The sequence below is a fragment of the Natronobeatus ordinarius genome (assembly GCF_024362485.1).
Classification (GTDB): Archaea; Halobacteriota; Halobacteria; order Halobacteriales; family Natrialbaceae; genus Natronobeatus; species Natronobeatus ordinarius.
Genome location: NZ_CP101456.1, coordinates 3,643,923 through 3,669,469, shown reverse-complemented (window position 1 = coordinate 3,669,469; position 25,547 = coordinate 3,643,923). Strand labels below are relative to the sequence as shown.

Genomic DNA, 25,547 nt, shown 5'->3' with positions numbered 1-25,547 from the left:
GGCTCTGTTGAAACCCTATTCTTTAGAGAGATATTCACGTGAATCTACTCACACTGCACATGCGTACTAACCACAGAGGGAAAACTGTAGTTGGATAGCGACTTGCTGCCAGACCGATTTCGTAGCAGTCTCATGAATGGTCTCTCAATGGTAAATCAAGTGTGTCGCTGGGGATTGGCGGATCGCCGGAATCGACAGATTCCGCGATCCGCGCTGAGGACAGTACGCATCTCCGCCAGCAGCTCGTAGTCAAAGAGTTCGAGAACCGTCTTCTCCGTCGTCAACTCACAGCACAGCAACAGCAGATCGAGAATCTGCAAGCACGCCTCAAGTGGTACGAAAACCCAAACACACCACCCAGTAAGCAGGGTGGCGCGGCTGGATCACCTGGCAACGATGACAGCGACGAGGAAGAGAACGAAGACCAAGGGGACGACGCTGGCGGCGACGCTGACGCCGCCAGCGACTCCTCTCCAGGACGTGACGAAGGTCACGAGGGAACAACTCGACCGCCTCCGGAACCAGAGGAGACTATTCGAGTTGATCGGGGATATTGCCCAGACTGTGAGCAGACACTCTCTAACCCGGACAGCTACGTCTCACGGACGATTATCGATATACCACTCCCCATTCCAACCACTGTCACCGAGTACGAACTCGGCAAACACCACTGTTCCTGTGGAAACGAGGTCGTTGCTGAACATCCTGACTGCCCGGAAACCGGGCGGTTTGGGCCAAATATCATGGCCCAAACCGCCCTTGGAAGGTTCCATCAGCGACTTCCAAACCGAAAGCAGGCAGAGTTGTTTGAGTGGGAGCTCGATCTCCCCATCTCCCACCGGACAATCTACAACCTGACCAAGCGGGTCGCAGACCGGCTGCGACCCGCGTATGAAGACGTCAAAGCCAGTGTTCGGGAGAGTGACGTCGTCTATTGTGATGAGACGGGCTTTCCTGTTGATGGAGAGCAACACTGGGCGTGGACGTTTGTTACTGACGAAGAGGTGCTGTTCTGGGTTGATGAGAGTCGTGGAAGCCAGGTGTTAGAGGACGTCCTCGGCGAGGAATTCGCCGAGGACTCGACGCTCAGCTGTGACGGCTGGTCGGCGTACCGGAGCTACCACACGAAACTCCAGCGATGCTGGGCGCATCTGTTACGGGAGGCAGAGTACGTTGCTGAGCGGTATGAGGAAGCAGAGTGGCTTTCTGCGGAGTTGCACGATCTCCACGATGACTTAACGGCGTTCGACGAAGAGGACCCGTCTGCCTCCGCCCGCGAGCAGATGCGGGCGGAGGCGTCGTTACACTTGGAAGGGCTGATCAGGGAGGAGTATGAGTCACAGGAGGTTCAGAAACTGATCGAGAAGATCAGGAACGGGTTAGGCCACTGGCTGACGTTCGTGACAGAGCCAGACGTCGATTCGACGAATAATCGCGCAGAGCGCGCTCTGCGCGAGCAAGTGGTGCTGCGGAAGATGTTCCGGACCCTCCGCTCAGCCGAAGGGGTCCAGATTCACGAGACGATCACGACCATGTTAGCCACGTGGAAACGACGAGGACTTGATCCACCTGAACAGCTCCAGTCCATCCTCGGTGGGCAAGAACTCAGATTAGGATGAGAGGCATCACTAACCGGTGAGTCCTGATCACGCTATCCAACTACGGAAAACTTATACTGTTCCATGGGAAATATCTAATATGGAACAGAACATCATAGAGCGGAATTTCGTTGTGAAGTTTCTCCTCGGCTTAGGCGTGATCATGACGATGGCATTTGTCGGGGAACGGCTTGCTACAGTCCTGTTAGGATACGGTGTGCCATACGGAGAATGGATTGGTGTCGCTATCGGAGCGATCGCTGTCTTCATCGCATTTGCGGCGGTGTACACTCGCTTCGATTCAGTCTACGGAGATAGACTGTAACTATACCTCGCTCAATTTAGCACCTGTACTGGTCGTTAGATTGCTTGGTCAAGATTGTGGACAATACACGCAAGAGCGAGTTCACGGAACTGCTTCCACCAGCGTCGTGAACGGACGAACGCACCGTACTTCCGCTTGAGCGTTGAATTGACTGTCTCTGATTGACTCCGTTGGCCATAGAGGTCGGCGTCTAAGCGTGCGTTCCATGCCTTGTGAAGCGGTGTGAACTCACGATGTTTGATTAGTGGACGAATCTCGTGTTGACGGGCAAGCCGTCTGATTTTCTGGTCGTCGTAGCCTTTGTCCCCGAGCAGGATGTCGATAGTCTCGGGGTTGCGTTTGATCAACGACGGAGCGATCTGACTATCGTGTTTTCGTGTCGTCGTCACGTGTAGATCAAGGACTGCGTTCACTTTGGAATCGACGAGCAGTGTTACTTTGAGTTGCTGAATCGTGAGTTTGGCTCGTTTCGTGTAGTGTTTTGAGGCGTGGCTGCGGTCGAATCCCGACGCGTCGATCCCCACAACGCCGTTGGTCGGGAGCAGTGACACAGAGAGATTGAGCAGCACTCGCCAGACAGCCATATCGAGTCTGTCGAACGCTTTGCATAGCGTAGACGGCGCAGGGAGTTCAGTGAGATTGATTGCGTTCCGGATACGGGGCATCTCGATGAGTTCGTCGAGAAGTGTTCGATACGTCGTATCCTTTCGAACTTTGAGACAGAGGAGAACGATGTGCTGATGGAGCGTATACCGTTGCTTCGAGAACTTCGAGGAGTATCGAGCTACGGCACGTTGCGCTAACTGAAATGCTTCCTCGACAAATCGGAGCAACCGAGACTTTGGGAGGGTCTGCATCTACTCAAACTACTGACTGAACCTGTAACTCACTAAGGATTTCAACAGAGCCACTCTCCCGGCGACCACCCCACGGATCGTCCAGAGCGGAGAGGCGACTCCGGAGCGAAGAGGCGACGTCGGTACACACCCACCGCCCGGCCGGAACGTATCAGTTCAGACTGGACACAGCTTATGTCCGTACTCGAGGTATGACGGCCTCATGCTCGGACTCCTGGCGCACGCCGACCGAGAGACGGGAGGGAGACGGTAGATGTGTACCCGACTGGTGTATCTCGGACCCGATGACCTCGTGCTCACTGGCCGGTCGATGGACTGGCACGGCGAGATCGGAACCAACCTCTGGGTGTTCCCACGCGGAATGGAGCGAACGGGCGAGGTCGGCCCGGCCTCGCTCGAGTGGACCGCCGAGTACGGCAGCGTCGTCGCCTCCGCGTACGACATCGCGACGACCGACGGGATGAACGAAGCGGGGCTGGTCGCGAACGTCCTGTGGCTCACCGAATCGGACTATCCCGAGTGGGACGGCGACACGCCCGGACTGGCGATCTCGCTGTGGGCGCAGTACGTCCTCGACAACTTCGCGACGGTCGCGGAGGCAGTCGAGAGCCACCGGAACGAGGCGTTCGTCGTCGTCTCCGACGAAATTCCCGACGAGGGCCGACTCGCAACCTTGCACCTGTCCATCTCCGACGCCACGGGTGACAGCGCCATCCTCGAGTACGTCGACGGCGAGTTGCGGATCCATCACGATCGGGAGTACCAGGTGATGACGAACTCCCCGCCGTTCGACCAGCAACTCGCACTCGACGCGTACTGGTCGGAGATCGGCGGCACCGTCATGTTACCGGGAACGAACCGCCCGGCCGACCGGTTCGCCCGCGCGAGTTTCTACGTCGATGCGATTCCCCAGACCCGGGACCGTCGAATCGCAACGGCAAGCGTCTTCGGCGCGATCCGCAACGTCTCCGTCCCGTACGGGATCAGCACACCGGACGAACCGCACATCTCCTCGACGCGCTGGCGCACGGTCGCCGACCACCGCGACCGACGCTACTACTTCGAGTCGGCACTCTCACCGAACGTCTTCTGGCTCGACCTCGAGGGGGTCGACTTCGACGCCGATGCCGGCGTTCGATCGCTGTCGCTCGGCGAGCACCAGGCGACCGTCTTCGCAGGCGACGTCGCCGACGACCTCGTCGAAACCGAGCCGTTCGCGTTTCTCGGCGTCCCCGCTCACTCGAGTTGATCCCGGTCACTCCCGACGCGTTCGACCGACGGACACGCCAGCCAGTGACGGGGGTGGCCGGCCGTTCTTCGGTGGTGGAACCGAGCGGTCGGCGGTGACACGAGCGTGAGGAGAGAACCGCCTCGGAGTCATACCCAGAGAGACGCGGCCTGCCTCGCCTGTAGATCGGTGGCCTCGGCACTCATAGGGTTCGTCACTGCCGGGTGCCGAGTCCGGCTCAGAACGGGTGCCTCGTCATCGGCCGCTCGAGGCTACGTCCGTGAGGCCGAAGACGGTTTTGATCGCGTCTCCTCGCCGGCGAGGTCGGCCGCCAGCCTCGAGCCTTCGCGAGGGGGCCAGCGAGGACGACCGTGGTTCGAATCTGGTTTGCGTCCAGAAAGTTTTCACGTGGAGAGGAACTATCTTTTAGTATGAACCACAGGGATCGCGACGAGTCGAGTCCCCTCTCGCCGAACGACGCGTTCGCTATCCTCGCGAATGAGACGCGCTTTGCGATCGTCCAGACGCTGTGGGAGCTGTACGATCCGAACGATCCGGCCAACGTGGTCAAGTTCTCGGAGCTGTACGACGGTGACAACGCCGTCACGTTCTCGGAGCTGTACGAGCGGGTCGGGTACGGCGACACCGGGAACTTCAGCTACCACCTCGAGCAGCTCACCGATCACTTCGTCCGCCAGACGGACACCGGCTACGAGCTCACCGAAGCTGGCTTCGAAATCGCCCGGGCAGTCGTCGCGGGGACGGTCCGCGAACGGCCGCGCATCGACGCTGCGGAGATCGATGCCACCTGTCCCCGGTGCGATGCGCCCGTCGTGGTCGACTACGAAGACCACCACCTGAGCGCGTCGTGTAGCCAGTGTCCGGGCATCTGGCAGGATTCGACGGGCGAAGATGGCGTCCTGTTCACGTTCCCGTTTCCGCCGACGGGGCTGTCGGACCGAACGCCGGAGGACGCGTTCCACGCGACGCTCGCGTTCAACCTCAACCGGATCCAGTCGTTCATCACCGGAATCTGCCCCGACTGCTCGAGTGAAGTCGTCGAATCGATCGACGTCTGTGAGACGCACGAGCCCGGCGACCGGGGCGGCTGTCCGCGCTGCAATCGCCAGCACCGGATCGAAGTCGCGGAGGTCTGTCACCAGTGTAAGTCGGTCGCCCGAGGCCCACTCACGATCGCGATCCTCGCCCACCCGGCCGTGGCGGCGTTCTACCACGACCACGGAATCGAACACCAGTTCGCGTCGTGGGAGACGTTTCGACGTGCACAGACCGTCGAGGAGGAGATTCTCGAGGAGGATCCGCTGCGCATCGCGCTCACGATCCCCTGCGGGGACGAGGAGTTACAGTTGTGTCTCGACGACGCGCTCGACGTCGTCGACGTAACGCGGTCGACCCGAGGGTGCTGACGGCTCGCCCGGCGCGGCCGCCCTCTGATCAGTGACGATACAGTACTGTCGTACAGAATATCTTTATCATCTAGTCAGCAGAGAGTTCATACCGTAATAATGTCTGCAGTGCGCGAATACGTGACGCTCAGCGTCCAGCGCCACCACCCGCTCGAGGTGAGTGACCGCCGACGGCTGGCCCGCACCGGAGCGAGCCGAAGCGAGCCGAAGCGAGCCGAGCGGAGTGGCCGCATCCGACGACGTCCCCGAGCGGGGATCGACGGACGATCGAGGAGATTGACCACCCCGTTAAAGGGGCGCCAGGCATGAGTTTCGGAACCTGGCGACGCGGTCGCGGCGACGGTGAGTCGCCAGCGTCGCGGGCCGGATCGATTGGAAGGCGGCGGCTCCTCACCGGTCTCGCCACGACGGGCGTCGCAGCCCTGGCGGGCTGTACCGGTAGCGACGAGGGTGACGACGATTCCGGGAACGGCGCTGGCGATGGATCGGACCGACCGAACGGAGCCGACGCTGACGATAGCGCTCCGACCGACTCGAGCCCGGACGATGGCGACCTCGGCGACGACTTCACGCCCGGCGTCGACGAGGGTGCACTCGAGGAGTTGCCGGAGGAGGTGTACTTCGGCGAGGTGGTCGCGTCCGAGCCGTCGTTCGTCGCCGACCTCACACTGCTGTCGCCGGAGCCGGCGGAGGGCTATCAGAAGGTCCACGGCGAGAACTTTCACGTCTACATCGACGGGAGCGAGGAGATCGAGATGTACGGCGTGGACGGCGATCTCTACACGATCGTGATGGGACACTGTGATCTCGAGCGGCGCGACCCCGAAGAGGCACAGTACGTCCCCGTCGACCCCTCACGCGACGACGAGTACGCCACCCTGGCGGCCGCCGGAACGACCACCATCGGCGGCGAGGCGGTCTACGTCTTCGAACACCACATCACGGTCGAGTACCTCTCTACGGACACCGGCTACCCGGTACGTTCGGAGTGGCCGACCGGTCGAGCCGACTTCCACTCGTGGGGCGAGGTCGACCCGATCTCGCCGCCAGACAGGCCATGCGACGAGGCGTGAGCCGATTCGGGACACACCACCGGCGCTACAGGCGGAAGCGGTCCCCGTCAGGTCCCTCGAACACCTCCTGCCAGAACCGGCGCATCGAGGTCCCCCACGCGACCTCGGGCGACTCGAGGTCGTGGCCGAGGGCGTGTTTCACGCCGAACGCAGGCATGTTCGCCCCCGCGCCGGTGCACATGACGATGGTCCCCGACACCCGGGGGTTGATCTCGATGAGTTTCGGGACGCCGTTGGCGTCGTAGCGAAACTGGAGGTTGGCGTTGTGCTCGAGGCCGAGCGCCGTCGTGATCTCCCGGGCGGCCGCGATCAGCTCGTCGTTTTGCTCGACAGTTCCTGCAAAGGAGATGCCGGCGCGGGTGCGCTCCCGCGAGCGGGGGACGACGGCGGGGACTCCCTCGCCGGTCGCGACGACGTCGACGCTGTACTCGGTGCCGGGCAAGTACTCCATGACGACGAGTTCGGGGAACGGATCGGCCTCCTCGAGGACGACGAGGACGTCCTCGAGCGTCGTCACGGCGCTGTGGGGTTTCTCGTTGAGCAGGATGTCGGCCCGGTCGACGGTCGGGTCGAGGACGCGGAAGCCGCGCATCCCACTGGCGACGGGGCGTTTGAAACAGACCGGTCGGTCGGGGTAGCCGAGGCTGGAAACGGTGTCGACGAACGCCTCGCGCGTGTCCACTCGTTCGAAGTCCGGTGCCGCGTCGAAGCCGCGCTCGGCGAGGAAGGCGTAGAGGCGACCCTTGTCGTTGGCCGTCTCGAGCGCGTCGGGGTCGGCGACCATCACCGTCACTCCCCGATCGGCGAAGTCGGCTTTCGCCCGCGAGAGCGGTTCGAGCTCGGCGGTCGTCAGCGGGAGCACGACGTCGATTTCCTCCCGGTCGACCAGTTCGCGCACGCGCTCGAGGTAGTCATCGTCAGTGCCGGGGGGAACCGTGTACGACTCGTCGACGAGGGCGAAGCCGTAAGCGTCGGAGTCCATGTCGACGCCGACGACCTCGAGGTCGAGGCTCGAGCGCTCGAGGCTGCGAAGGATGCCGGAGGCACCGGGAGCGCCGGCGCCGGTCAGCAGGAGCCGGGCGTCGGGTCCGGCCTCGGAAGCGGCAGCAGTCGATGAAGCCGTCGAATCTGACATCTCCTCGAGGAGGCGACGCGGCGGGCTATTACTGTCCACCGCCTACCGCGCTCGAGCCGGCCGTGAGGGTCCCGTAGGCAGCCGTTACGTCACCGCAGGCGCCGGGTAGCGAGCCCGTTCGACGGCCAGCCAGGGGTTAGGCGCCGCGTTCCTTTCGGCCGAGGCGTCGTAGCCACCGCCGATGGTCCGTGCGATCTGTTTCGACCTCGACGATACGCTCTATCCCTACGAGCAGTACGCCCACGCCGGACTCCGAGCGGCCGCGGCTCACCTCGAGGCCGAGACCGGCGTCGACGTCGTCGACGACCTCGTGGTCGCGTACGACGCGGGGATCAGGAGCGGGACGTTCGACCACGTCCTCGACCACCACGGGCTCTCGAGGGAGTACGTTCCCGACCTGATCGCGGCGTTTCACGACCGAATTGGCTCGCTCGAGCCCTATCCCGGCGCCCCCCGACTCCTCGAGCGGCTCGGGGCCGAACGGCGACTCGGGCTGATCACCGACGGGAGAAACGGCCGGGAGAAGCTGGCCGAACTCGGGCTCGAGTCGGCGTTCGACGCGGTCTGGGTGTCGCCCGAACGCGGCGTTACGAAACGCGAACCTGACCCGTTCGAGGAGACGCTGGCGATCCTCGACGTCGACCCGGACGAGGCGGCCTACGTGGGCGATCACCCGACGATCGACGTCGCCGTGCCGAACACCCTCGGGATGCGGACCGTTCGTGTCCGACAGGGGCGCTATGCCGCCGAATCCGGGCCCGAACCGGACGTGGAACTCGAGTCGATCGGTGAACTCCCGACTGTGCTCGAGGAGCCGGTTAGTCGGCCGCAGAAGTGATCGGGCTCCGCCGTCTCCGCCGACGATCGATCAGTCGGTCATCCGGACAGTGAGCACCGGAACCTCGCTCTGTCTGACGACCTTCTCGGCGACGCTGCCGAGCATGAGGCGGCCGGCGCCCGTTCGCCCGTGGGTGCCCATCACGATGGCGTCGACGTCCTGATCGTCGACGTACTCGAGGATCTTGACGCTGGGTTTGCCGTGTTCGATCGCCTCGACGACGTCGACGCCGGCGTCGGCGGCGCGTTCAGCGATCGTCTCGACGGCCCGTTTGCCCTCGCTTTTCTGTTCGTCGACGACGTCGTCCCAATCGCTTCCCGCCGCCTCGATTCCGGCCGGGAACCGGCCCAGGGGGATCGGTTCGACGACGTAGAGGGCGTGAATCGTCGCCCCGGTCAGCTGGGCGAGTTCGATCCCGTCGTCGATCGCCGCAATCGCCTGTTCGCTCCCGTCCGTCGGCACGAGAATTCGATCGTACATGATCGTCCCGCTATTGACTCCCTGGTATTATATATCATACTACGACTGCGACGGCCGCGGGAACAACGACACATACTCACCGACGGGACCGCTTGAGTACTGTAATGGGTGCAGTTCGGGGCCTTCCGCTGCGACGGCTAACGAAACCGGAACTCGCAGTCTTCGTCTCAGGCGTCGCGAGTATGGGGCTCCAGATTCTCGCGTTTCGCGTCGTCGTCCCCCAGTTCGGCAGCCACATCTACACTACGGGCGGAGTCATTACCGTCTTCCTGGCGGCGCTGGCGCTCGGCTACTGGCGCGGTGGCAAGCGCGCCGCGACCCACGCGTCGAACGAGCGGCTGGTCTGGGTCCTCCTGCTGACGGCCGTCTACCTGGCATTTCTGCTCTTCACGCGCGAACACCTCCTCGTCTACACCGCGGCGATTCCGATTCCGAGTCGGTACGCCTCCCTGCCGGCGATCGTCCTCCTGTTCGGCCCCCCGACGTACCTGCTCGGCTTCATCAGCCCGTACGCCGCGGAACTCTCACACAAGGCAGACACCGGCGAAGCGTCGGGCGACGTCTACGCCTTCGGCACGGCGGGCTCTATCCTGGGCACGGCCGGGACCACGTTCGTCCTCATCCCCGCGACGAGCGTCGAGGGAATCGGTCTCTTTTTCGGCATCCTGCTGATCGCCACCGCGCTCGTCATCACGCTCCCCGACCCCACGCTCCGGCCCGTCGCCGCCTCGGTGGTCGTCGCACTGCTCGTCCTGTTCGCGACCGTCGGCAGCGGCGCGGCCGGGGTCGACGTCAGAGGCGACGTCGTCTACCAGAGCCAGACGCCGTACCAGCACCTCGAGGTGATCGACGACGGTGACACGCGCACGATGTACTTGGATGGCGCGCGCCACAGCGCGATGGACCTCGAGAATCCGGACCGACACGTCTTCGCGTACACGCGTTACTTCCACCTGCCGTACCTCTTCGCCGACGACCCGGACGATCTCGAGCGCGTGCTGTTCGTCGGCGGGGGCGGCTACACCGGCCCGAAGAGCTTCCTCGAGCGCGACGAGAGCGTGACCGTCGACGTCGTCGAACTCGACCCCGAGGTGACCGCCGCCGCCGAGACGTACTTCGACCTCGACCACGAGGACGCAGAGCGGCTGACCGTCCACACCGGCGACGGCCGGAGCTTCCTCGCCGAGACCGACGAGACCTACGACGCGATCGTCCTCGACGCCTATCGACAGGACAAGGTTCCCTTCGAGATGACGACCCGCGAGTTCATGGCGCTCGCCGAGAGCCGGCTGAGCGACGACGGCGTCCTGGTGGCGAACGTCGTCTCCGCACCGGAAGGCCCCGCCTCGGAGTTCTACCGCTCGCAGTACGCGACGATGGAGGAGGCGTTCCCACAGGTGTACGCCTTCCGGACGTCAGAGTCGAGCGCCGTCCAGAACGTCGAACTCGTCGCGACCAAGGCCGACGGCCGACTCACCCAGGCGGAACTCCACGACCGAAACGACGAGCGCGAGATCGGCATCGACCTGACCGAGGAGGTCGACTACTACGTCGGTGACGTCGACACCGGCGACGCGCCGGTCCTCGAGGACGACCGGGCCCCCGTCGACAGCCTCCTCGATCCCATGATGGGCCAGCGGTACGTCGTCGAGGAGACCGACAGTGAGGCAGGCGATCCGCTCGAACAGCCACGGATTACATCCGGGGCCGGGGCCGGGGCCGTCGCCAGTGTGACAGGCTAACACTCCTCGACTGAACGCGCCGACGAGAACGGATAGCACTATTACCCGACCGCGTGACCGTACCGGCGAGTGAAATGACGCCGGCGGACGCCCAATCGACCGACCCGAGCGAGCCGGACGTGAGTTTCATCGTCCCGGCGTTCGACGAGGAAGCGTACCTCCGCGGGACCCTCTCGAGCGTTCAGAGCCTCGATACGGCCCTCGCCTACGAGGTGCTCGTCGTCGACGACGGCTCGAGCGACGACACGCCGGCGATCGCCCGCGAGTACGACGCGACGCTCCTCGAGCAGCGCGGCACGGGCATCGGCGCGGGCCGGAACTTCGGGGCCGCTCACGCCACCGGCGAGTGGCTGGCGTTCGTCGACGCCGACACGGAGCTGCGGGCGAACTACCTCACCGCGATGGTCGGCTTCCTCGAGGCGGAAGGCCTCGCAGCCGCGTCCTCGTACTGCCGCATCACCGGCCCCCGCCGGGCAAAGGTCGTGGAGGCGGCGATCAACCACGTCTTTTCGCGACTCGAGCGCCCGATCCTCCCGGGGTTCAACTGCGTCGTCCACCACGACGCGTTCGACGAGGTTGGCGGCTTCCCGGACGTCCCGAACGAGGACACGGCGTTCAGCCGGAACCTCGGGCGGACGATGCCGACCGGCTACTGTCCGCAGGTGCTGGTCGAGACGTCGGGCCGACGAATCGCCGACCTCGGGTTGACGGGAACGCTCGCGTACTACCTCGACGAAGACGTAGATCGGCTTCGAGCCAGGTACTGAGCGCGGTTCGACCCCACGTCGAAGAGTGAGAATACTTTTACACCCAGCTAGAATAGCCATGGGCAATACAACCGCGTTGAAACCATGTTCGTCCGTCTCCGACGACCACCGGAATGCTTCATAGATTTGATCGATAATTCAACGCCGAATCCGCCGATCTGGGCCGCGGCTGCTAAATCACTCTAATATTAGTAGTATTATGTAAATAACCATATGAAACTTTAAGATATTTTTATTACCTTTGGAAATAACCGTTGAAGTACAATGTCCGCGAAAGACAGCATGAAAGCGTACCTCGCAGAGAACCCCCGAATGATTGGCGTCCTGTTCACCCTGATGGTGCTGCTCAGCCAGATTGGAACGGTCGCTGCAGGTACCAATTCCCACGTTGGTCCGTAAGTATTCAAATCGCTGCTAAAAGGCTACTTCTCGTTGTCGGTACAACTCGTTGCCCACTTAGCTGGAAGTGCTAATTGAACAGCATCGGTCCAATTCCGTCGTTCCAGCGTAACTCGTCGTCAGTCAGTACTGGCATCCCCGTCCACGTCAAATATTCCTGTAACGATTTCTCAGAGACCCTTGAAAAGGGGGTGTAGCACGGGCTGAGGTGTCTATCGGCGACTGATTGAAGATTCGACGCGGTCGTCGTTCCGAGTTTGAACTCCTTCGTTGGATAAGAGCGGATAGCGAACTCGAATTGGCTATTTTCACGGTCGTTGACGACGACGATCGCAGGTGCACCACCTTCGGTCTGTGCGATGTCCGCAGATCCGTCGCCGACGATGGCGTACTGGTCCCCGACAGTCAAATTCTCGCGGGCGATCTCGAGCGCACCCCTGAGCGGGAAACCGAGATTCAGAAGTCTCGCCATCGTCTCGCCGATCTCAACAGCGTGTTCGTTCAGCACGTCGCTGAGGGTACTCACCCCGCCGAAGGCACCGCGGCGGACGAGCGCGAGCCCTTGCTCGTACGAGCGACAGGCGTTGAGGAAGAACACGCCGACGTTGACCTCCTCGAGCGTTCTGACGTCGAGGTCCCCGTCCGGACACTCGAGCCCGTCGGGCGTCGCGTGGCCGATGAAGTGCAAGAAGTCGTATCCGCCGTCTGTCAGGAGATCGGCCAGTTGATCCGTGCCGACGCCGAACTCCGATGTGACGTCGAACGGTAAGAGATCGCGTTTTCCGTACGCCTGGTCGAGTAGATCGTGCTCGTCGATCATCCGGGCGTCGTTACAGACGAGCAGAATCTCGATCGACTCACTCCGAGAACCACGGGAGAGTTGGCTCCGGTAGGCTTCGATCATCGCCTTCGAGGCCGTCTGCGGGACGTGATCACCGAACCAGGCGTGTTCGATCGACTCGTCGTTGACGTCGGGAACGACGAACGGCCCTGGATCGTTCGTCGACGGCTCGGACGGACTCCGGTCTACACCGGCAGACCGAACCAGTCCCGCTTCGCTTCCCGTAACGTGCGTAACTCCGTCGACGATTCGCCCCCGTGGTTCGCGAACGATTCCCAGTTCGTTGACGATGAACGGCAGCAACTCGACGGATTCTGGTGTTGCTGGAACGTGTGCCGTGAGTGGCCACCGCGGAACGTACGTTTCGATCTTTCGGTATGGTATCTCCAGATACCGTTCGAGTCGCTCCGAAAGCGACAGCTCGTACGTTTCGGCAAGATCGAAGGGAAGGACGTTCTCGAGCCGGTTTCGCTCGTACAGCTCGTACTGGTACATTCCTTCCGTTCGAACCAGACAATCGAGGAGGAAACACCGCTTTAGCAATCGAGCGACGTCGTCTTCGAACCGCTCTTCGACCCCGAGTGCGTACTCGAACTGGGACGTCCGGAGCGTCGGTTCGGAGCCGGGCTGGATCGTCGCACCGAGGTAAAACGAGAGCGGCGCGATCGTGTACAGGTGACGGTACGTTGGCGGGATCGTGAACGTGACGTCCGTCTCCGGCGACGCCATTTCCTCGGGAACCTCGAGTTCGTCACTCCGTTCGATCAACGGTGGATGACCGCGAAGCGTCGGCCAGGCGCGTTCTGGCGAGGTCGTTTTGAGCACCGACGATAGCGACGAGACGGCCTGGATCATCGACGCAGGGTCGTCGGGCGTCTGAATCGTATCGGCTGGCTGGTCGTGGAGCGACCTGGCACCGATCGTCACCGGTACGGGCCGATCGAACGTCACGTGGATCGAGTCGATCCTCGTTTCGACTCGACCAGGCTCTTCGACCCGACAGTACAGCTGGATCGGACCGCTCAGCCCGACGAACTGCGTCCCCCGGCCGAGGCGCACCTGATCACCGGTCTCGAGGCTCTGAGTACACGTGCCGGTTTCGTCGTGTACACTCACGAAGTATCGCTGGCTAAAGACGAGCGAATCCGTTGTAATCGAACACGCTCTGTCGATCGGAAAACAGAACCGGTCCTGGTCTGCGGGCGTTACCGAGACGGCAGTCGGGGTTTTGACGTAGACGTGCCGCTGTTCGATCGAATCGTACACCTCGAGACCCGCCGGCTCCGTCGTTTCCTCGAACTCGATCGCCATTCCTCGTCCTTGACTGTCCAGTTAGAAATCCCATCAATAAAAACCAATTGCTGAAATTACTACACGTTATCGTCCGGTTCGATCGACCACCCATAACTCGACCGACATGGGGTCGGTTTCGGCGTCAGGAAGCGGCGGCGCCGATCCAGCGGCGGTATAGTAACCGTTGAAAGTCATTGCACACCCGGTCACGACCGTTGGCGGGCAGCCTCGCCAACGAGGCCGAGGCTGTCCGCTCGGCTGTGACCGGGTGTAACTCGTTTCAACGAGTACTATAACAACTCACTGCTCGAGTAGCACGTCCGCGAGCACCTCGAGGGTGTGTCGGACCTCGTAGCCCGTCCCGTGTTCCATCTGCATCGCACAGGTCGGACACTCGGTGAGGCCGGTGTCGGCATCGGCGCGCTCTATGTGCTCGAACATCTCCGCGCCGATCGTCATCGAGGTTTCGTAGCGCTCTCGCTTCCAGCCGTAGGTGCCCGAGATGCCAGAGCAGGAGTCGCCGACGTCGTGGACCTCGAGGCCGTCGACCGCGTCACCGAGTTCGACGGTCTGGCCGTCGAGTCCCTGGTTGCGGGCGTGACACGGAGTGTGGTAGGCGAACGCCGCGGGCTGACCGTCGTCACCGGAGGCCTCGGCGAGGGCTCCCTCGAGGTCCTCGTAGATTCGCAGGTACTCGACGGCGTCGTAGGTGTTCGTCGCGACGGTCTCGACGCCCTTGAGGTCGAACAGTTCGAGGTACTCCTGACGGAGCGCGAACGAGCAGGACGTACACGAGCAGACGACGTCGTAGCCGTCTTCGACGAGTTCACGGAAGGCCTCGACGTTGAACGTCGCCGCTCGGCGTGCGTCCTCGAGCATGCCGTTGGCGAACATCGGCGTGCCCGAACATCGCTGGTCGGGGACGGCGACCTCGTAGCCAAAGGATTCGAACACCCGGACGAGCGCCTTTCCGACCTCGGGCGTGTTGTAGTTGGCGTAATCGCCGTGGAAGTACGCGATGCGCTTCTCCTCGCTCGAGACCCGCGCGCCGCCGCGGTCGGCCCACCACTCGCGGAACGTCTCGGTCGCGAATTCGGGGAACTCGCGTTCGCTCGTGATGCCGAGGACGCGTTCGTTGAGCCACTTCGTGGCCGATAGCCCCATGACGGCGTTCGTCAGCCTTGGCACGCGGCTTCCGAGGCGGGCCATCGTCCCGTAGTTCGCCAGCAGGCGGTTGCGCCAGTACTCCCGCGAGAAGCGGCTCACCTGCTGGGCGACGTACTCGGCGCGTGCGGTGTTGTGCTGCTGTGAGAGCGGGACGCCGGTGGGACAGGCGTGGTCACAGCGCATACAGTTCGAGCACTTCGTGATCGAGGGGTCGATGTCGTGGTCTTCCCGTCGTTTGAGCCGCCACTGTTCGGGACCCTGGAACTTCGGCCCCGGGAACTCCTCGTCGACTGCCGCGACGGGGCAGTTCGTATCGCAGGTCGAACACTTGTAACAGTCGTCCGCGCCCGGCCGAAGGTCCGGTTCGCCGGTCTCGGGAAACACCTCGATGGGGTCGAACGCACCCTCCCCATCTGTCTCGAGGACATCGCCGTCCGTGGGCCCCGATTCGCTCCCCTCCCCGCCGTCCTCGGCGGAACTGCCACCCGTATCGCTCATCCACGCACCTCCGCCGCGGCGTGGGTCCCAGCGACGTAGCCGGTCGCGAGCGAGACCCCGCTGCCTGACTTCTCGGCTGCGTAGTCGTAGCCGCCGAGCACCGCCCCCGCCGCACGCAGGTTCGCGAACTCCGGCTCGCCGTCCGCGGCGAGCGGGCGGAGTTCCCGGTCGACCGTCACGCCGAACCGGGCGAACGGGTGGTCGCCGAAGGCGTCGTCTTCGAACCAGTCGTACCGATCCGTGGGGTGGGCGACATTACAGTCGAAGATCGGCTCCGAGACGCGTTCGCGTGAGGAGTCGATCCCCGTTCCGACGAGCCCGCCCGTCGCGAGCACGTACGAGTCGGCGCGATAGGGAACGCGCTGTCCGTTTCGGTCGACCAGTACGTGCTCGATCCGCCCGCCGTCAGCGCTCGCCTCGTAGTCGACGACCGGCACCCCCGTCGTCACCCGCACGCTCAACTCCTCGAGCGCGTCGAAGAGCAGCCGCTCGAGTCGAATCCCCGGCAGGCTGGGCGGCCCCGACGGCACCTCGAAGACGGCGACGCCGAGGCGCTCCTCGAGGTCCCGGCGCACGACCGCGTGATGCTCGTCGCCAAGAATCGGCGGGAAACCGACGCGGGAGACGCCCTCGAGATGCGGGCGGACGGCTTCGGCGAGAACCGTTCGAGCCGGGGCCGCGCCCGCTCCCGCGTCGACGGGTTCGTCCCGCTCGAGCAGGTGGGCGTAGCGTGTGAGCGTCGCGTCGGCTCGCTGGATGCCGGGAAACTGGAGCGTCACACCGCGCGTTTCGAAGGGGACGCCCGTCTCCCGGAGGTGGGCGGCGGCCAGCGGCGCGTCGAAGTCGGGCAGCGTCTCGAACCCGACGAGTAAGGTGGCTCGAGGCCGGCTCGCCAGCCCGGCGGCCGTGCTCGCGGGATACCGGGCGGTCGGCTTGACGGTTCCGTCACCCGTCGGCACGAGGGCGTTCCGGTCCGTGTGTGCGCCACGGTAGGCGTCGCCGACGACGGCGTCGAAAAAGTGGAGTGCCTCCCGGATGGCGTCCGTACCGACTCGCTCGTAGGGGTGCCCCTGCGGGAGGTCGGGGATGGCGTCGAACGGGTCGACGAGCGGCCCCGAACGGTCGGGCGCGTAGCCGAGGACGTCGATCAGTCCGCTGGCGTGGCAGAGCGTGCTCTGCTTGTACGAGAGCAGTCGCACCCTCGAGGCGCGTTCGGCCGCCGTGAGCGCAGCCGTCATCCCCGCGAGCCCGCCGCCGATCACGAGCACGTCGTCCTCGATCGCCATCTCAGCGATCGCCTCCGTCTGTCGTTTTCTCGCCGACGAACGCTCCGGCCCCGTCCCCCGTCTGCCCCCGATCGAACGCCCCGTAGTCGATCGATTCGCCCGTCCGTGCGGGATCGCGGTCGCGGTTCAGCGTCGTCGCGTGGAGGGCGTAGTTCAACATCGCCTGGGAGAGCTGGTCGCCCCAGAGGGCGTGGCGTTCGCCCCTCCAGCGTTCTTTGAGCAACTCGTCGAGCGCCGCGCGGACGACCGGCTCGTCGTGTGCGGGATGGAGTTCGTTCGCGATCGCGTGACAGCAGAAGCCGCCCTGGCAGTTGCCCATCGACGCACGAGTTCGAATGCGGACGGCGTTGAGGTCGGTGCCGGATTGGGCGATCGCGTCCCGGACTTCGGCTCGCGTGACCCCCTCACAGTCACACAGGACGGGGTTCGGCTCGTCGGTCTCGAGTACGTCCCGCGTTCGGCTGCCCAGCCGCTGTCGGCTCCGGCGGGCGATCGGTGACCGGAGGCCGAAGTCGTCCATCGCCGCCTCGAGTTCCTCGCTGCCAGGCAGGGGCTCGTCGGCCGTCGAGCACGAGGCCCGGACGCCGAGTTCGGCACAGACGTGGTCGGCGACCGTTTCGGCCATCGCCCGGTAGGTGGTGACCTTTCCCCCGACGATGCTCGCCATCCCGGTCACGCCGTCGCGTTCGCGGTGGTCGAGCAGGAAGAACTCGCGCGTGATGTCCGTCGGGTCCTCGGTTCCCCTTCCGGGGGGTTCGTACAGCGGGCGGACGCCCCAGAACGAGCGGATCGTCCGCGCCTCCCGCAGGATCGGCAGGAGTTCCGCGAGCCGGTCGATCAGCAGGTCGACCTCCCAGCGCTCCTCGGGGTAGTCGTCCGGGTCGTCGACCTCCACGTCCGTCGTGCCCAGGATCGCCGTCGTCTCGTGGGGGACGACGATGTCGGCGTCGCCCTTCGGCCGACAGCGGTTGATCACCGTGTCGACCTGCCGGACGTTCGTGATAGTCATCGCGCCCTTCGAGGGCCGGACCGCGACCTCGAGGTCGGCCATCCCGGCGAGCTGGCCCGCCCACGCGCCGGTTGCGTTGACGACGTACTCGGCCGTGATCGTCTCCGTGGAGCCGGATCGCCGGTGCACTCGCTTCCCGGGGCCCGACTCGTGGCGCACCTCGACGCCGTGGACGTCGTCGCCCTCGCGCAGGACGTCCACGACCTCGGCGTGGGTCTCGATTCGCGCGCCGTGTGCCTCGGCGTCGCGGGCGTTCGCGACGCAGAGCCGAAAGGGGTCGATCGCCGCGTCCGGTACCTCGAGCGCGCGGTCGATATCCGGCGCGAGGAAGGGTTCGATCTCGCGGGCCTCGCGTCCCGAGCGCACGCGAGCCGGAATCCCACAGTCGCGACAGCCCCGCAGTTTCTCTTCGAAATAGTCGGCCGAGTCCTCCGGCCGCTTGACGAACAGCCCGCCGGTCTCCTCGACGCAGTGGCCGGCGATCTCCCGGAGCACGCGATTTTCCTCGATGCACTCCCGGGCGCTCGCCTGGTCGGAGATCGCGTACCGGGCGCCGCTGTGGAGCAGACCGTGCATCCGCCCCGTGGTCCCGTGGGTGAGGTTGCCCCGCTCGAGCAGCGTCACCTCGAGGCCGCGCCTCGCCAGGTCGCGGGCGACGCCGCAGCCGGTCGACCCGCCCCCGAGGACGAGGACCTCGGTGTCCCGTGCCATTCTCTCGTTCGCACGAGGGTCGCGGCGGTCTTTACGCTGTCGTCAGTTCTGCCTCGGTCGGGCGACAATCGGACGTCGAGACATCTGTTTCGAGCCAGGACTCGGGTGGAAACCCCCGTGTGTCGATGTGACGAGATTCGCCTCTCAGTTCGACTGATCGAACTGTCTCGTGAGGATATCGAATATGTCGACTGCCTTGAACTCTTGATACCGTTCTTTCCCCGTAGTTTCCTCGAGAACGCCTCCTGCTTCGAGTTCGGTAATCGCGTTTCTCGCGGTCTGGGTCGTGACGTCGAGGATCTCGGCTACATCGTTCGTCGTGACGTACGGATGCTGGAACAGTCGCATAGCAAGCCGGTCTGCCGCGGTCTTTTCGTGGCCGTACGTGGCTTCGTACTCTCGACGCAACTGTCGGAGTTCGTCGGTCCGTTCGACAGCATCGAAGGCCTGTTCTTTGATCCCTTCGACGAAGAACCGGAGCCAGGACTCCCAGGCACCTTCCTCACTGACGGCTCGTAACCGAGTAACGTACTCGATTTTATGTTTGTTGAAATATGCACTCGGATACAGGTACGGTTTCGTGAGGTATCCCTGCTCGATCAACTGGAGCGTAATGAGAATCCGCCCGAGCCGTCCGTTTCCGTCGCTGAACGGGTGTATCGTCTCGAACTGATAGTGGACGATGCCGGTGTCGATGAGCTCGTGGTACGGACCTCCCTCCTCGATGTACGCCTCGAGATTTTCCATAAGCGGGGTGATTCTCCCAGGAGCCGGAGGAATAAACGGCTCCACGAGCCCTTCGGGCGGTGGGATATGAACCGGCGTTTTTCGAAACTCCCCCGGCGTATCGCCTTCATTACGAGCATTTGTGAGCAAGATGTCGTGCAACCGTGTTAGCAACGAGAGCGAAATCTCGCCCGTTTCGGAGACTGCCCGACTCCCCTCCAGAACGGCTCGTTCGTAATTCAGGCCTTCCTGTATGTCCTTGGCAACCTGAGAGGCACCGGCCTTGTCGGGGCGGAACAGGTCTTCCAGTTGGATCTCGGCCCCTTCGATGAGTACGGACTCGACGGCTTCACGGCGAACCAGGGACGTGTAGACGATTGGATTGACGCTCGTTTCCTCGCTGATCCCGTCTAACCGGCCGAGTTGAAAGATCGCCTCGTCGAGAAGTTCTCGAAGGCGGTCGTCGATTTGGATCGGCCGACCCGGGGGCAACTCGTCGGGAAGATAGAACGGTCGGTCACCATACGGGACGTATCTTCCGGGGGCACTGTCGGGGAGGTCTCGGGTGGCCATTTTGCTTAGGCACTACCTCACGACGATAACCCAAAAATCCACCTATGAAATTTTACTTAGATCGAGGCGGTGCCGAAAGCCTTAATTGTGGATTCCGAGCCCCTCGGGCTAACCAAAATCGGCGTTGATGTGAGCGGCATAGCGGTCCGACAACTCCACGAACCCTTATGCCGCTCATGCAAGTCCGTCAGCACGAGCACCCGTGACAGCCACCACCTACGTCGGCGCGATCGACCAGGGGACGACCGGCACCCGATTCATGCTCTTCGATCACGCGGGACGGGTCGTCTCGAGTGCCTACGAGCGACACGAACAGCAGTATCCGGAACCAGGCTGGGTCGAACACGACCCCGTCGAGATCTGGGAGCACACGAAGACCGTAATCGGCGGCGCCCTCGAGGAAGCCGACGCCTCCCCGAACGAACTTGCGGCCATCGGCGTCACCAACCAGCGCGAGACGACGCTGCTGTGGGACGCCGATTCTGGCACGCCCGTCTACAACGCCATCGTCTGGCAGGATCGCCGGACCGCGGGACGGATCGACGAACTCGAGGCGGCCGGACTGACCGACGAGATCCGCGAGAAGACCGGCCTCGAGCCCGACGCCTACTTCTCGGCGACGAAAGTCGAGTGGCTGCTCGAGCACGCCGACCCGATCAAACTCGAGCGCGCCCGCCCCGCGGACGTCCGCGAGCGGGCCGCGGCGGGCGAGGTCCTGTTCGGCACGATCGACAGCTGGCTGATCTACAACCTCACTGGCGAGCACGTCACCGACGTCACGAACGCCTCGCGAACGATGCTGTACGATATCCACGACTGTTCGTGGGACGACGACCTGCTCGCGGAGTTTTCGGTTCCCGAGGCCTGTCTCCCCGAGGTCCGGCCCTCGAGCGACGACCGGACCTACGGCTCGACCGATTCGGAGGGGTTCCTCGGAGCCGAGGTTCCAGTCGCGGGCGCGCTCGGCGACCAGCAGGCGGCGCTGTTCGGCCAGGCCTGCTTCGAACCCGGCGACACCAAGAACACCTACGGCACGGGTTCGTTCTTCCTGCTGAACACGGGCGAGGAGCCGGTCTCGAGCGACCACGGCCTGCTGACGACGATCGGGTTCCAGCGCCGTGGCGAGCCGGTGCAGTACGCCCTCGAGGGATCGATCTTCGTCACCGGCGCGGCCATCGAGTGGCTCGCGGACGTCTCGCTGATCGACGATCCGGCCGAGACTTCCCGGCTCGCTCGACAGGTCGACTCGACCGACGGCGTCTACCTCGTCCCCGCGTTCACGGGACTCGGTGCGCCCCACTGGGACCAGCACGCCCGTGGCACGATCGTCGGGATGACCCGCGCCACCCAGAAAGAACACCTCGTCCGGGCGACCCTCGAGTCGATCGCCTACCAGACCAGGGACGTCGCCGAGGCGATGGCGGCCGACGCCGGGCTCGAGGTCCGGTCGCTGAAAGTCGACGGCGGCGCCGTGAAGAACGACTTCCTCTGTCAGCTCCAGGCCGACCTCGTCGGCGCGCGGATCGTCCGCCCCGTCGTCGACGAGACGACCGCGCTCGGGGCCGCCTACGCCGCGGGACTCGCCGTCGGCTACTGGGACGGGCTCGCGAAACTTCGCGAGAACTGGCGGGTCGACCGCGCGTTCGAGCCCGAACTCGATCGGGCGGTCGCCGACGAGCGATACGAGCGATGGGGTGAGGCCCTCGAGTGCGCTCGCGGGTGGGCGAGCGACGGTTCGTAATTCCTGGGTCGACGTCGCGGTCAGCCCTGATCCGCGTCGGACGAGTCCGAAACCGGTTCGATGCGAAACACGTAGTCGTCGGCGGCGCTGTCGAGGTTCGCGGGGCTCTCCTCGTCGGTGTGGTCTCGACACAGGAACGCCTCCGCCTCGACGGTCCCCTTCCCGGTCTCCTCCTGGTATCGCTCGAGGACGGCGAACGCGGCCGGCTCGTCGCAGCCGCGACGGTGGCACGTACGCGGCGCGTCGGGTGGCTCGTGCTCCGCGCGCCTGACTTCGTGCGACTCGTCCCGTCGTCCGTCGTCGTCCGCACCATCCCGCGGCCGTCCGCGCTCGTTCTCGCCTCCCATACCGGGACCCAGGACGACGAACGGGATAACGCTGTGGACGGTTCCCGGTCTGGAACGGGACTCGAGCGAACCGACCCACTTAGGGCCTCGAGCGTCCCACCGACGAGTATGACGCCGCCGCTCGTCCTCGACATCGACGGGACGCTCACCAGGCCGGACAGGTGGGGCATCGATCCCCGGGTCTTCGACGCGCTTCGCGAGTGGGACGCCCCGGTCGTCCTCGCCACGGGGAAGGCCTTCCCGTATCCGATCGCGCTCTGTCACTTCGCCGGCATTCCCGAACTCGTCGTCGCCGAGAACGGCGGCGTGGTCTACACCGGCGACGACGTGCACTTCAACGCCGATCCCGAGACGCCGTGGGCCGTCGCCGAGGCGTACGAGGCCGCCGGCTACTCGCTCGGCTGGGGGCCCGAGGACACCGTCAATCGCTGGCGCGAGACCGAGATTGCCGTCGAGAGCAGCCAGCCCGAGGCGCCACTTCGAAAGCTCGCCGCCGACCACGGCCTCGAGGTGGTCGACACCGGCTACGCCTTCCATGTCAAGGATCCCGCGGTGAGCAAGGGCGCCGGCGTCCGGACGGTCGCCGACCACGTCGGCATCGACCTCGAGGAGGCGGTCGCGATCGGCGACTCGGAGAACGACGTCTCCACGTTCGCGGTGGTCGGCCGGAGCTTCGCCGTCTCGAACGCCGACGCGGCGGCGAGGGACGCGGCCGACGAGGTGCTCGAGGGTGGCCACGCCGACGGGACGCTGTCGGTGCTCGAGCGAGTTCGTGCGGACAGGTGAGACGGTCGATCGCGTCGCGATCGAGTGGGCACCGCCCGTCGTCCGGTCGCCGTCCGTTACCGGGCGACTTCGTCGCTCGAGCGGTAGACCCACAGCAGGGCGACCAGTCCGAGGAGCACCAGCGTGTACGCGACCGCAGCCACTAACGCGTCCTCCGTGGTGGGGAACTCGCCGGTTCGGAAGGTGATGATCTTCCGGACCATCGCGATGATCCCCGTGTACGTGACCATGAGCACGATCCGATGCGTACTCGATTCTTCGATGTAGGCGACGACCGTCTGGTAGACCTCGACGATGATCAACAGGAGCAAGCCGGTGTCGATGAAGCCGATCACGACCAGCGGGTCCGTGATCTCGCCCGTCATCGTCGCACGGGCGATCTGCAACACGAGGTCGACGACGCCGATCGCGAACAGGACGGCGAACACGGCCGCCGCGAAGGCCTCGACGTAGTGCACGAAGTGCTCGGTCTGCGCTATCCATCGATCGGGGCGGTACGTCGAGGCGTCGTCGGGCTCGGCCATCGTCCTCGAGTGAAAAGCGGAGCCGGGGTCGTCTACACGTTGTGGTACCGATCAATGTTGGTGCTACCGACCCGCCGCTGCCGCCCGGCGTCGACCGTTACCGGCTTCTCGAGCGGGCTCCGTCTCGACGCCCCGTGGCTCGCGACACACCACACGTCTTTTGTCCACCCCTGTCCAAGCGAGGGCAACATGAGCGACTCCGCCGAGACGGGCGTCGACGCCGGGGCCGACGCCGACCGGGACGGTGGCGATGGCGGCGGCGGGCCGATGCAGGTCGACTCGCCGAACTACCACAACGTGAACCACACGGCGGCCCAGACCTGCGGCTGGACGGCCAACGCCCTGCGAGGAGAGGGGAAGTGCTACAAGAACATCTGGTACGGAATCGAGTCACATCGGTGTATCCAGATGACGCCGGTCGTCCGGTGTAACGAGCGCTGTGTCTTCTGCTGGCGCGACCACAACGGCCACGCCTACGAGATGGACGACGTCGAGTGGGACGACCCCGACGCGGTGGCCGACGCCTCGATCGAGCTCCAGAAGAAGCTCCTGTCGGGCTTTGGCGGCAACGACGAGGTGCCCCGCGAGGTCTTCGAGGAATCGATGGAACCCCGCCACGTGGCCATCTCGCTGGACGGCGAGCCGTCGCTCTATCCCTACCTCCCCGAACTCATCGAGGCCTTCCACGACCGGGACGTCACCACCTTCCTCGTCTCGAACGGCACCCGTCCCGACGTGCTCAGGGAGTGTGACCCGACACAGCTCTACGTCAGCGTCGACGCCCCCGAGCGCCACACCTTCGATCAGGTCGTCAAGGCGATGGAAGCCGACGCCTGGGAGAAGCTGCTCGAGTCGATGGACGTCCTCGCCGAGAAAGAGGAGACCCGGACGGTGCTGCGGACGACGCTCGTCGAGGGCGAAAATATGCACAGCCCGGACTGGTACGCCGCGTTTTACGAACTCGCCGACCCAGACTTCGTCGAACTCAAGGCGTACATGCACGTCGGCCACTCCCGCGGCCGGCTGGATCGGTCCTCGATGCCCGACCACGACCGCGTCGTCGAGTTCGCCGAGGCGGTACAGGAGCACATGCCCGACCACGACGTCCTCAAGCAGGTGCCGGCCTCGAGGGTGGCGCTGCTCTCGAGGACCGAGGACACCTGGGTACCGAAACTGAAGAAAGACAGCGAGTTCTGGGCCCGCGATCCTGTCACCGGCGAGTGAGTGCGGAGCGAGCCGTTACTCGGCGTCCCGAACGACCGCCAGCGCCCGCTCGCCCGTCTCGGTGAGCCGGTAGCCGCGCTCGCCGTCGACCTCGACCTCCTCGAGCAGTCCGACGGCGACGAGTTCGACGAGTCGGCCGTGGAGGTCGCTCTCACAGAAGTCGTAGCGCTCGAGGATCGTGCGCACGCCCGTCGGCCCGTCGTCGCCGAGTTCGAGCAACAATCCGAGCGTTCGCTCGTCGTGGACGCCGCGGAGGAGCCGTCGAACCGGTTCGCCCACGCCCGCGGCGGCCGTCTCGAGGGGTGAGGCGCCCTCGACGGGCGTCAACCGGTCGTTCTGGACGTAACACTCGTTGCCAGTCGACGGATCGCGCACGAGGCTCGCGCTCTCGGATCGTTTCAACAGGAGATACAGCGTACCCTCGTCGTCTCGGACGGTCTTCATGGCTCTGGATCGTGGGCCGACTCCGGGTCCGCATCGGAAGCCTTCCCTGTCTCCGGGTCCGCGTCGGAAGCTCTTCCGGTCGCCGGTTCATCGTCGGCCGATTCGGCGTCGGCTGGTTCGGTGTCGTCGCCACCCCAGTCGCGTTCGGCGTCGGTCGACTGTCGATGCCGAAACGCCCGGTACCGGCGGTAGGCGAGACCGAACAGAACGAGTCCACCGACGACGAGTCCCCCGCCGGTGCCTGTATCGCCCCGGAAGGCAACGAGCATCACGCCGAGGGAGACGGCGAGCACGGCCGCGTTGACCACGATCACGACGATCCAGAACGTCTGGACGACGTCGGCCGGCACGTCCCCACCGCCGAGGTCGGCTCCCGGCTCCCTCACGGCCGGCGGCTCGACCCGGGGAATCGTGAGCGAGTCCGAGTCCGGATCGTGAAAGTCCGCCTCGGGATCGTGTTCCTCCGGCTCGTGTTCGGTCCGTTCGAATACCACTGTTCGAAGGTGGT

At 64.5% G+C, this 25,547-nt stretch carries 24 protein-coding genes; 12 read left to right on the top strand and 12 right to left on the bottom strand.

What is annotated here, in order from left to right:
- Window positions 1-161: 161 nt before the first annotated feature.
- Together tnpC and NMQ09_RS18505 are read left to right on the top strand one after the other, a co-directional pair.
- Window positions 162-1,619: an IS66 family transposase gene (tnpC, locus tag NMQ09_RS18510; protein ID WP_255191006.1), complete on the top strand. Its 1,458-nt coding sequence runs from the start codon at window positions 162-164 to the stop codon at window positions 1,617-1,619.
- Between the two features lie 79 nt (window positions 1,620-1,698).
- Window positions 1,699-1,923 carry a hypothetical protein gene (locus NMQ09_RS18505; RefSeq protein WP_255192048.1) on the top strand — a complete coding sequence of 75 codons (225 nt, stop codon included), beginning with the start codon at window positions 1,699-1,701 and terminating at the stop codon, window positions 1,921-1,923.
- Between the two features lie 35 nt (window positions 1,924-1,958).
- On the opposite strand, the gene NMQ09_RS18500 is transcribed toward NMQ09_RS18505, so the two are convergent.
- On the bottom strand, window positions 1,959-2,780 hold the full coding sequence (locus NMQ09_RS18500; RefSeq protein WP_255192047.1) for an IS5 family transposase: 822 nt from the start codon (window positions 2,778-2,780) through the stop codon (window positions 1,959-1,961).
- A 253-nt stretch (window positions 2,781-3,033) separates the two neighbouring features.
- On the opposite strand from NMQ09_RS18500, the gene NMQ09_RS18495 reads away from it, so the two are divergent.
- The 3 genes from NMQ09_RS18495 (at window position 3,034) to NMQ09_RS18485 (ending at window position 6,508) form a co-directional block, all read left to right on the top strand.
- Window positions 3,034-4,029: a linear amide C-N hydrolase gene (locus NMQ09_RS18495; protein WP_255192046.1), complete on the top strand. Its 996-nt coding sequence runs from the start codon at window positions 3,034-3,036 to the stop codon at window positions 4,027-4,029.
- Between the two features lie 410 nt (window positions 4,030-4,439).
- The gene (locus NMQ09_RS18490; RefSeq protein ID WP_255192045.1) at window positions 4,440-5,435 is read left to right on the top strand and encodes a winged helix-turn-helix domain-containing protein; all 996 of its coding nucleotides are present in this window, start codon (window positions 4,440-4,442) and stop codon (window positions 5,433-5,435) included.
- 305 nt (window positions 5,436-5,740) lie between these two features.
- Window positions 5,741-6,508, top strand: a complete 768-nt coding sequence (locus NMQ09_RS18485; protein WP_255192044.1) for a hypothetical protein — start codon at window positions 5,741-5,743, stop codon at window positions 6,506-6,508.
- A gap of 25 nt (window positions 6,509-6,533) precedes the next feature.
- On the opposite strand, the gene NMQ09_RS18480 is transcribed toward NMQ09_RS18485, so the two are convergent.
- The gene (locus NMQ09_RS18480) at window positions 6,534-7,643 is read right to left on the bottom strand and encodes an ATP-grasp domain-containing protein (RefSeq protein WP_255192043.1); all 1,110 of its coding nucleotides are present in this window, start codon (window positions 7,641-7,643) and stop codon (window positions 6,534-6,536) included.
- A 181-nt stretch (window positions 7,644-7,824) separates the two neighbouring features.
- Here NMQ09_RS18480 and NMQ09_RS18475 point away from each other — a divergent pair, with 181 nt between their 5' ends.
- The gene (locus tag NMQ09_RS18475) at window positions 7,825-8,481 is read left to right on the top strand and encodes an HAD family hydrolase (RefSeq protein ID WP_255192042.1); all 657 of its coding nucleotides are present in this window, start codon (window positions 7,825-7,827) and stop codon (window positions 8,479-8,481) included.
- Window positions 8,482-8,511: 30 nt separating this feature from the next.
- On the opposite strand, the gene NMQ09_RS18470 is transcribed toward NMQ09_RS18475, so the two are convergent.
- The gene (locus tag NMQ09_RS18470) at window positions 8,512-8,961 is read right to left on the bottom strand and encodes a universal stress protein (protein ID WP_255192041.1); all 450 of its coding nucleotides are present in this window, start codon (window positions 8,959-8,961) and stop codon (window positions 8,512-8,514) included.
- 182 nt (window positions 8,962-9,143) lie between these two features.
- Between NMQ09_RS18470 and NMQ09_RS18465 the strand changes: the two genes are divergently transcribed.
- The 3 genes from NMQ09_RS18465 (at window position 9,144) to NMQ09_RS21195 (ending at window position 11,869) form a co-directional block, all read left to right on the top strand.
- Complete coding sequence (locus NMQ09_RS18465; RefSeq protein ID WP_255192040.1) at window positions 9,144-10,703, top strand: spermidine synthase; 1,560 nt, start codon at window positions 9,144-9,146, stop codon at window positions 10,701-10,703.
- Window positions 10,704-10,777: 74 nt separating this feature from the next.
- A complete protein-coding gene (locus NMQ09_RS18460; protein WP_255192039.1) occupies window positions 10,778-11,470 on the top strand; it encodes a glycosyltransferase in 693 nt (230 codons plus the stop codon).
- A 264-nt stretch (window positions 11,471-11,734) separates the two neighbouring features.
- On the top strand, window positions 11,735-11,869 hold the full coding sequence (locus NMQ09_RS21195) for a DUF7503 family protein (RefSeq protein ID WP_425607246.1): 135 nt from the start codon (window positions 11,735-11,737) through the stop codon (window positions 11,867-11,869).
- Window positions 11,870-11,939: 70 nt separating this feature from the next.
- On the opposite strand, the gene NMQ09_RS18455 is transcribed toward NMQ09_RS21195, so the two are convergent.
- The 5 genes from NMQ09_RS18455 to NMQ09_RS18435 form a co-directional block, all read right to left on the bottom strand.
- On the bottom strand, window positions 11,940-14,021 hold the full coding sequence (locus NMQ09_RS18455; RefSeq protein WP_255192038.1) for a hypothetical protein: 2,082 nt from the start codon (window positions 14,019-14,021) through the stop codon (window positions 11,940-11,942).
- A 282-nt stretch (window positions 14,022-14,303) separates the two neighbouring features.
- Complete coding sequence (locus NMQ09_RS18450; RefSeq protein ID WP_255192037.1) at window positions 14,304-15,668, bottom strand: anaerobic glycerol-3-phosphate dehydrogenase subunit C; 1,365 nt, start codon at window positions 15,666-15,668, stop codon at window positions 14,304-14,306.
- Window positions 15,665-16,954: a glycerol-3-phosphate dehydrogenase subunit GlpB gene (gene glpB, locus NMQ09_RS18445; protein ID WP_255192036.1), complete on the bottom strand. Its 1,290-nt coding sequence runs from the start codon at window positions 16,952-16,954 to the stop codon at window positions 15,665-15,667. Before glpB ends, NMQ09_RS18450 begins: the two co-directional genes overlap by 4 nt.
- A 1-nt stretch (window position 16,955) precedes the next feature.
- Window positions 16,956-18,674: an anaerobic glycerol-3-phosphate dehydrogenase subunit GlpA gene (glpA, locus tag NMQ09_RS18440; RefSeq protein ID WP_255192035.1), complete on the bottom strand. Its 1,719-nt coding sequence runs from the start codon at window positions 18,672-18,674 to the stop codon at window positions 16,956-16,958.
- Between the two features lie 144 nt (window positions 18,675-18,818).
- Window positions 18,819-19,973 (bottom strand): Fic family protein, encoded by a 1,155-nt coding sequence (locus tag NMQ09_RS18435; RefSeq protein WP_255192034.1) that lies wholly within the window; start codon window positions 19,971-19,973, stop codon window positions 18,819-18,821.
- A gap of 202 nt (window positions 19,974-20,175) precedes the next feature.
- On the opposite strand from NMQ09_RS18435, the gene glpK reads away from it, so the two are divergent.
- The gene (glpK, locus tag NMQ09_RS18430; protein WP_255192033.1) at window positions 20,176-21,714 is read left to right on the top strand and encodes a glycerol kinase GlpK; all 1,539 of its coding nucleotides are present in this window, start codon (window positions 20,176-20,178) and stop codon (window positions 21,712-21,714) included.
- 20 nt (window positions 21,715-21,734) lie between these two features.
- On the opposite strand, the gene NMQ09_RS18425 is transcribed toward glpK, so the two are convergent.
- Entirely contained in the window at window positions 21,735-22,061 is a 327-nt protein-coding gene (locus NMQ09_RS18425; RefSeq protein ID WP_255192032.1) for a hypothetical protein, read from the bottom strand.
- Window positions 22,062-22,169: 108 nt separating this feature from the next.
- Here NMQ09_RS18425 and NMQ09_RS18420 point away from each other — a divergent pair, with 108 nt between their 5' ends.
- Complete coding sequence (locus NMQ09_RS18420) at window positions 22,170-22,847, top strand: phosphoglycolate phosphatase (protein ID WP_255192031.1); 678 nt, start codon at window positions 22,170-22,172, stop codon at window positions 22,845-22,847.
- Between the two features lie 56 nt (window positions 22,848-22,903).
- Here NMQ09_RS18420 and NMQ09_RS18415 read toward each other — a convergent pair whose 3' ends face one another.
- On the bottom strand, window positions 22,904-23,371 hold the full coding sequence (locus tag NMQ09_RS18415; RefSeq protein ID WP_255192030.1) for a phosphate-starvation-inducible PsiE family protein: 468 nt from the start codon (window positions 23,369-23,371) through the stop codon (window positions 22,904-22,906).
- 189 nt (window positions 23,372-23,560) lie between these two features.
- Here NMQ09_RS18415 and twy1 point away from each other — a divergent pair, with 189 nt between their 5' ends.
- A complete protein-coding gene (gene twy1, locus NMQ09_RS18410) occupies window positions 23,561-24,595 on the top strand; it encodes a 4-demethylwyosine synthase TYW1 (RefSeq protein ID WP_255192029.1) in 1,035 nt (344 codons plus the stop codon).
- Window positions 24,596-24,610: 15 nt separating this feature from the next.
- Here twy1 and NMQ09_RS18405 read toward each other — a convergent pair whose 3' ends face one another.
- Together NMQ09_RS18405 and NMQ09_RS18400 are read right to left on the bottom strand one after the other, a co-directional pair.
- Window positions 24,611-25,039: a DUF7346 family protein gene (locus tag NMQ09_RS18405; protein WP_255192028.1), complete on the bottom strand. Its 429-nt coding sequence runs from the start codon at window positions 25,037-25,039 to the stop codon at window positions 24,611-24,613.
- Window positions 25,036-25,533 (bottom strand): DUF7322 domain-containing protein, encoded by a 498-nt coding sequence (locus tag NMQ09_RS18400; RefSeq protein ID WP_255192027.1) that lies wholly within the window; start codon window positions 25,531-25,533, stop codon window positions 25,036-25,038. Before NMQ09_RS18400 ends, NMQ09_RS18405 begins: the two co-directional genes overlap by 4 nt.
- Window positions 25,534-25,547 lie beyond the last annotated feature (14 nt).